The 7,103-nt window shown below is 54.3% G+C and carries 6 protein-coding genes and 1 other RNA gene; 4 read left to right on the top strand and 3 right to left on the bottom strand.

Going from position 1 to position 7,103, the window contains the following annotated elements:
* Positions 1-632: 632 nt before the first annotated feature.
* Entirely contained in the window at positions 633-1,727 is a 1,095-nt protein-coding gene (locus VF684_RS13315; protein WP_376900237.1) for an SEL1-like repeat protein, read from the top strand.
* A 103-nt stretch (positions 1,728-1,830) separates the two neighbouring features.
* On the opposite strand, the gene VF684_RS13310 is transcribed toward VF684_RS13315, so the two are convergent.
* From VF684_RS13310 to ffs, 3 genes are all read right to left on the bottom strand, one after another.
* Positions 1,831-2,529: a toll/interleukin-1 receptor domain-containing protein gene (locus VF684_RS13310; protein WP_167556551.1), complete on the bottom strand. Its 699-nt coding sequence runs from the start codon at positions 2,527-2,529 to the stop codon at positions 1,831-1,833.
* 172 nt (positions 2,530-2,701) lie between these two features.
* The gene (locus VF684_RS13305) at positions 2,702-3,862 is read right to left on the bottom strand and encodes a tyrosine-type recombinase/integrase (RefSeq protein WP_376900235.1); all 1,161 of its coding nucleotides are present in this window, start codon (positions 3,860-3,862) and stop codon (positions 2,702-2,704) included.
* 98 nt (positions 3,863-3,960) lie between these two features.
* An RNA gene (gene ffs, locus VF684_RS13300) (signal recognition particle sRNA small type) lies at positions 3,961-4,057 on the bottom strand.
* Between the two features lie 142 nt (positions 4,058-4,199).
* Here ffs and VF684_RS13295 point away from each other — a divergent pair.
* The 3 genes from VF684_RS13295 (at position 4,200) to VF684_RS13285 (ending at position 6,939) form a co-directional block, all read left to right on the top strand.
* A protein-coding gene (locus VF684_RS13295) for an IS3 family transposase (protein ID WP_279456053.1) occupies positions 4,200-5,419 on the top strand; the annotation gives its coding sequence in 2 pieces (ribosomal slippage) (positions 4,200-4,548 and positions 4,548-5,419; 1,221 coding nt in all).
* 126 nt (positions 5,420-5,545) lie between these two features.
* Positions 5,546-6,049, top strand: coding sequence for a M48 family metallopeptidase (locus tag VF684_RS13290; RefSeq protein ID WP_005333421.1), 504 nt, complete (start codon positions 5,546-5,548; stop codon positions 6,047-6,049).
* Between the two features lie 26 nt (positions 6,050-6,075).
* Positions 6,076-6,939: a DUF2927 domain-containing protein gene (locus tag VF684_RS13285; protein ID WP_279459044.1), complete on the top strand. Its 864-nt coding sequence runs from the start codon at positions 6,076-6,078 to the stop codon at positions 6,937-6,939.
* Positions 6,940-7,103: the final 164 nt, after the last annotated feature.

Below are 7,103 nucleotides of genomic sequence, written 5' to 3'. Positions count from 1 at the left end.
GGGGGACCGGTGAGTGAGTGCCTGCAGGACAACGGCAAGGCAACAGCAGAGAGGCAGCCGATTAGACTCAGGGCTACCGTTGCTAGGACTGTGGGACAGCAGCAGTGCCTGAATGAGCGAGGGCAGCCTAGGGCAGATCTCGGTGCTCTTCCCGAAACGTATTGGTGCCAATTTTTGCAAAAATTTCAGGAGATGCATGAATGTTGGCGGTTCGGTGACAATGGCATGAATTGCTCCAGAATTCATAAAAACACGTTCACATGAAGTTAGAGGCTGTCATTCAAATCCCACCCTAGGTTGCAGAATAGAGCCAAAAGACTCGCTAACACGCTTTGGGAACAATGCCCAACTCTCCCCATTGCTTGCCCTGCCCTACGTATAGAACTGGCGGCCAGCTCTAGGGACAGGACGGATAGGATGGCGGCAGATAGTAGCAGGATGTTGAACAGAGGGGGGGGCACGGGGGGAACTGGGGATGACGCTTCATCCTTATAAGTAGATTCACATTTTTAGCTATTTTTGCCCCCCACAGGTACCCACCAGTCACCAGGGGCCCCACCCGATCTGTAATTCCATCTGCACATGCCATACAGTGCCAGGGACTACTCACACTAGGGATGGAGATTTCAGGGATGAAAAAAACAGCATTAGCGTTGCTCTTGGCTGGGCTCTGTTTTGGTGAAACTACAGCCCAAGCAAAAGACTGGGAAAACACACCAAGTGCAGAGGTTAAACAAGCAGCAGAGCAGGGAGATGCCGATGCACAGGTAGCTCTTGGCTGGTTGTACTACGACGGTAAAGGAGTTGCACAGGATTATAAACAAGCTGTGAGCTGGTTCCGAATTGCAGCGGAACAGGGAGATGCGAATAAACAATACAACCTTGGACAACTTTTCGAGCTCGGTCTCGGGGGGATAGCAGAGGATTATAAGCAGGCCGAGTTTTGGTACCGTAGAGCTGCGGAGCAGGGAGATGCCAATGCGCAGCTAGCTCTTGGCTGGCTGTACTACAACGGTAAAGGAGTTGCGCAGGACTATAAACAGGCTGAGGTTTGGTTTCGGAAAGCAGTAGCACAGGACTCCGCTGGCGGACAGTTTGGTCTCGGGTTATTGTTCTTTGAAGGTAAAGGGGTCATACAGGACTATAAACAGGCTCAAACTTTTCTCCACAAGGCAGCAGTGAAAGAAGTTGCTCGCGCACAGTATTATCTCGGTTGGCTGTACTACGAAGGTAGAGGGGTCCCACAGGACTACAAGCAGGCTGGGGTTTGGTTCCAGAAAGCAGCATCTAAAGGGGTTGCCGACGCACAGTATGTACTCGGGCTGTGGTGTATCGAAGGAAAATACTATAAGCAGGCTGTTGATTGGTTTCGCAAGGCAGCAGAGCAGGGGTTCGTTGATGCACAGCTCAAACTTGGGGAAATGTACCTTAGTGGGAACGGTGGGTTACCTCAAGATTACAAACTCGCTTCGATTTGGTTCCGTAAGGCGGCAGAACAAGGAAATCCAACAGCTCAAAACAACCTCGGAGTTATGTATGAACGTGGAGATGGTCTGCCACAGGATTACAAAATGTCGTATGTATGGTATTCCGTGGCTGCAGCTAATGGATACTCCGCAGCTGTTGCATTTCGGAACAACGCAGCCAAGGAGTTGAGCCCAACGGTATTATCAGATGCACAGACACTAGCTGGTCAGTATTTTGAGAAGTACCAGCCAAAGGAGTGACCACTTCGACTGGTGCAAACTAAAGGGTTCCCTACTATCGGTGGATTGAAACGAGTATTTATTAACAATCGCGTCCGTATTGATAACCTGTAGGATTTCCGAGCTAAACAGCGACCAACTCAGCTATTTTTTGCGCAACAATTGACATTGTATCCTCTCCAGTATCCAAACCGCTTCGTGAGGCAAGCAAGGGGCTGACATTACGGAGGGCGTCATACGTTGTGTTATGCACTATTGGGACTAGCTGGTTACTCGCCAAGAGAGCCGAAAGCTCCTTATCTGCAACGCCCTCATTGGGAAGCCTCTTCAGCAGTGCAGGGGTAACCAACACAAGCCCAATTCGTGAATTTGCCAACCCCTTGTCGATAGCACGCATCATAGGAACGCCCAAGGCAAGGTCCTTCTCACTGAACCAGACTTTGACACCCGCAGCCTCAAGTAAGTCGTGCAGCTCTTTGGCTACTCCTTGTCGGTCATCCCATGCATGGCACAGAAATACATCACGAAGGTCAGGCTGTTGGACTGCTCGAGCTTCAACAGTCTCACGGATTGGTGTAAGTGACTGTACTTGGGCATACGTGTACACCACAGGTGAGCTAGCTCGCGACCAGCGCGGTTTTGTGCTGTTAGACCCGCTACTACCAGACCTACTGCTACTACCCGATGAGGGAAATGACGGGATGGTATAAGGAATGTAGTCAGTGTAGCCACTGTATCCTCCATAACGGCCACCACATGCGGGGCAATCTGCTGCTGCGGCAGCTGACCTATGTCCACGTACTGGAGCTGTACATCTAGCCATTTTGCAATTCTCCTTATCAAGTTGGATTACGTCGTTTAGCTTCAATGCTAGTAATTGCCTAGATTTCAATAACCTAGAATCATCAGCGTTGTTTTCTACTAAACCACGTTTATAACCCAAATGGGGCTTCACCTCAATTGATTCAGGAGTTAATAGTGTTTTGTGAAATTGTTCATAGAGCCTGTTCAATGGAAGCTTGTAACTTCTCGACGGCTACTCCACCACCGTACCTGTCGTAACTGATGGCACCATTGGTATGCCCCAAGATCGCCGCCGCATACTGTAGCGGTACACCATGATCCTTTAACGCTGTTGCCACTGTATGCCGCAGGCTGTGGAAGTCTTTATCTACAGGACGATGACGGCTAAACCACTGGCCCCAGAGATGGCTGTAACCGTCTTGTCGATGAGGTAACTCAGGGAACAGCCGCCCCCCTGCCCTTTCCTGCACGAAGTCGATAAAGCCACCAGCAATCAGCGAGGAGTGAATAGGGATCAGGCGGGCACTGTTGGCCGTCTTGAGCTTCTGGTCTGGGCGGTTGTCTCTGATGTTCAGGCACCATACCTCATCGACCTGTTGCACATCATCCGCGTACAACTGGCAGATCTCATTGGCCCTCGCTCCGGTATACAGGCCGAGCAACGCTATCCACTTGCGGTATGGCTCCTGTTCTTTCGCCCACTGGATCAACCTCTGTTTCTCCACAGATGTGTACCCACTGCGAGCATTGACCTCTTTGACCCGCTGTAGCTTGAGCCCAGCAAAGTGATTGACGATGCCCTCGTGGTGATTGCCGAGCCAAACGAACAACAGAGAGAGCTTTTGGAGGTACTTGTTGATAGTCGTCGGGCTCTTGCCTGAGTTCAGCAGCTCGTCCTTGAACTTGACCACATCAGCCTTGCTGTACGCTGTTGGAGGTCTGTCCCCCAGCGCCTTGATGAAGTAACCGATGTAGTTCTTCTGATTGCTGAGCTCTTTTGGTGCCCAGGACAACGCCTTTTCTTTCAGGTAACGCTCACTGAGTTCTGAAAGTACAGGGGATGCAATGGCAGAAGGAGCCGCAGGGACTGACTGAGGGGCTGGCTTGGTCGCAGCTGGTGTCTGTTGCTGTAGCCGCTGAGGCTCCGGCAGGGAGCTTGGCTGAGGTTCTGGCTGGACAGTCTCAGGCTTTACCCGAGAACGCGCACAGGCGAGCAACTGAGCCACTTGTTCACGAGCGACCAGCTTGTCCCGAGTACGGAGAGATTTCTTGATGTCTTTGCGGCGACCACAGGGGAGCACTGTCACCTTGCGGTAGTACCAGATACCTTGCGGAGAGAGCCAGAGATTCACAGAGAAGACTCCTGATTCATCCACACAAAGTGGATTACCAAGAGGTCTGAAGGGGGGCTATTAGCTGTAACTTATTGAATTGCAGAAACAAGTGGTGGCCCTACCAGCCACATCCCGGCACTCGAGTCCCCCGCCTTGGCTGCTACCTTCCGGTCCTGACCAGGTCGACGGGTTATCAATGCGAGAGGACCAATAGGACCACCGGCGAGGAGAATAGGCAAACTGGGCGTTCAATGCAACGGCTTTCTACCCTCCAACAGATCGTTTGCCTTATTTTTCAACAATGTCCCGTCCTGAATATGGTTTACACCTTTCCTCCCAATAAATGGAGAACCCGATGGGACAAGGTGTGAAACGGACACAGCGCGATTACTCGCTGACTTTTAAACTGGCACTGGTCGAGCAGATTGAAAAAGGCGAGCTCACCTACAAACAGGCTCAGGTGCGTTATGGCATTCAGGGCCGCTCCACCGTTCTGGTATGGTTGCGTAAACATGGTCGGCAAGATTGGAGCCAGGGGGCTTTTGTACGCGCCGCCAGGAGCATCACCATGCCTGACCCCGACAACCAGACGCCCGAACAGCGCATCAAGGAACTCGAGCAACAGCTGGCGCTGATGAGTCAGAAAGCCCAGTTCTTTGAGGCAGTCGTCGATGTACTGAAGAATGACTACGGCGTCTCCATCGTAAAAAAGCGACCCGGCAAGTCCTCTCGCAGCGGCAAGTCGAAAGGCTGACCATCGTCAGGGCTTGCCTGTTTCTGGGGATAAGCCGGCAGGCCTACTACAAGCGCAATCGGGTCGCCGACGAGCGCCATGCACAAGGGCTGCAGGTGGTGCGCTTCGTGCGTCAGGTTCGACTGCGACAACCGCGGGTGGGCACCCGCAAGCTGCATTATCTGCTGCAGGGTCAGGATGATGGCGGGCTCAAGGTCGGGCGTGACAGGCTGTTTCGGATATTGGCCGAGCACCGCCTGCTGGTGCAGCCCAGACGGGCGTACCACAAGACCACCCACAGTTTTCACCGTTTCTACCGTCATCCCAACTTGCTCAAGGCGGGGCCAGAGCAGGTTACGCCGGTGGCCCCGGAGCAGGTCTGGGTCGCAGATATCACCTATCTGCCAGCCAGGAGCGGACCGCTGTACCTGAGCCTGGTGACGGATGCCTACTCACGCAAGATAGTGGGCCATCACGTGCACGAAGGAATGCATGCCGAATCGGTGGCGATGGCTTTCAAGAAAGCGCTGAAGCAACGGCGTGGCGGCGGTGAACTCATCCATCACTCGGACCGCGGCGTGCAGTATTGCTCGGGGTTGTATCAGTCATTACATGAGCGGTACGGGGTGAAATGCTCGATGACGGATGGGTATGACTGTTACCAGAACGCGTTGGCGGAGCGGGTAAACGGGATTTTGAAAGGAGAGTTATTGTTGCAAAGCCCGCAGGATTTGACGCAAGCGCGGGAAATGGTGCGTGAAGCAGTAGATATTTACAACGCAGAGCGGCCGCATCATGCGTTGAAATACAGAACCCCCGATGCGGTACATAGGGGGTGCTGAGTAGAGAAATGCTAGTTGAAAATGTGTAAACCTATTTCAGGACTAGACACCCTTCTCTCCTCATCGGTAGGCAAGCCCGCCCGAGATAACTACAATGACGCTCTTTTTGATGTAACGAGTGACACCATGGCGGAACTGACTTATCTGGGCGGCTATCCCGACCCTCTCAAGGCACAGGTACAGCAGCTGATTGCGGCAGGCAAGCTGGGGGAGATGCTGGCCAAACGCTATCCGGAGAGCCACCAGATCCAGAGTGACAAGGCGCTGCTCGCCTACACCATGGAGCTGAAGAACCGCTACCTCAAGAGCTCGGCGCCCCTGTCAAAGGTGGTGTTCGATGGCAAGATCAACGTGATCAAGGATGCCCTCGGCCTGCACACCTACGTCAGCCGGGTGCAGGGCAGCAAGCTCAAGGCCAAGAACGAGATCCGCATCGCCGCCCTGTTCAAGGAAGCGCCGCCCCCGTTCCTGAAAATGATCGTGGTGCACGAGCTGGCCCATATCAAAGAGAAGGATCACAACAAGAGCTTCTACCAGCTCTGCCAGCACATGGAGCCCGACTATCATCAACTGGAGTTTGATCTCAGGCTCTGGCTCACCTGGCGCGATATCGACAAGGCCAACCGCTAGGCTGACAACCGTTTCAGGGAGGAAACATGTCATTCGCCGCAACCCCCTTTGGTGCCACCCGCTTTATTGCCACTTTGGTAATGACCAGCTTGGGCCGCGCTGCCCGTCCCCGCAGCTCGTCACACGGGCTGCTGGCCCTGCTGCTTCTGCTCGCGGGCCACAGCGCCCGGGCCGATGAGCGCTGGCAGAGCGACAGCTATCTCACCGAGAGCTTTATGGCCATCGCCATGGAGCGGGAGTATGGCGAAGCCAGGCAGACCCGTTTTGCCCGCTGGCAGCAGCCGATCCGGCTGCAACTTATCAACGAGTCGGGTGACAAGCCGCTGCAGGCCGACGTGGTGAAGGTACAGGCGGCCCATCTGGCCCGCATCACCGGCCACTCCATCAGCATGGTGGCCGCAAAGCCCAACCTCACCCTGATCATGACCGACTACAGCAAGATGAAGAGCTGGGCCAACCGCACCATGGGGGGCGATCCATCAGTCAAGATGGCGCTCAAGGAGGGGCTCTGCCTTGCCAACTTCGCAACCAATGCGAAACACGAGATCAGCCGTGCCACCATCATCATTCCGGTAGACTACAGCCGGGCCAAGGGTCGCTTTCTCGACTGCGTGGTGGAGGAGTTCACCCAGGTGATGGGGCTGCCCAACGACTCGGACAAGGTGTTTCCCTCCATCTTCAATGACAACAGCATCGACAGCTTTTTGACCGGGCTCGACTATGTGCTGCTCAAGATGGCCTATCACCCGGCCCTCAAAGCCGGAATGAGCAGTGACGAGATACGCACCGCACTGCCCATTGCGCTGGCCGACCTGCGCGCCAAAGGGGAGATCCGCGAAGCCAATCGCCGGGTGCAGCAGCAGAGCCTGAAAAGCTGGGCGGGGTTGTAACGGGCCAGGCTCAACCCAAAGCCAGAAACCACCGCGAGCCTCTCACCACCAACAAAAAACGCAGCCACCTGGCTGCGTTTTTTGTTGTCCGGGGATCTGCGAATCGATAGCGGGCATGCACGTTTATTCGCCGCCCATGTATCCAACGCCCGTGTTATCCACTG

Origin of the sequence: Aeromonas sp. Lyrl_2, from assembly GCF_051948815.1 — a bacterium.
Taxonomy (GTDB): Bacteria; Pseudomonadota; Gammaproteobacteria; order Enterobacterales; family Aeromonadaceae; genus Aeromonas; species Aeromonas veronii.
This window is presented reverse-complemented; position numbering and strand designations above follow the sequence as displayed.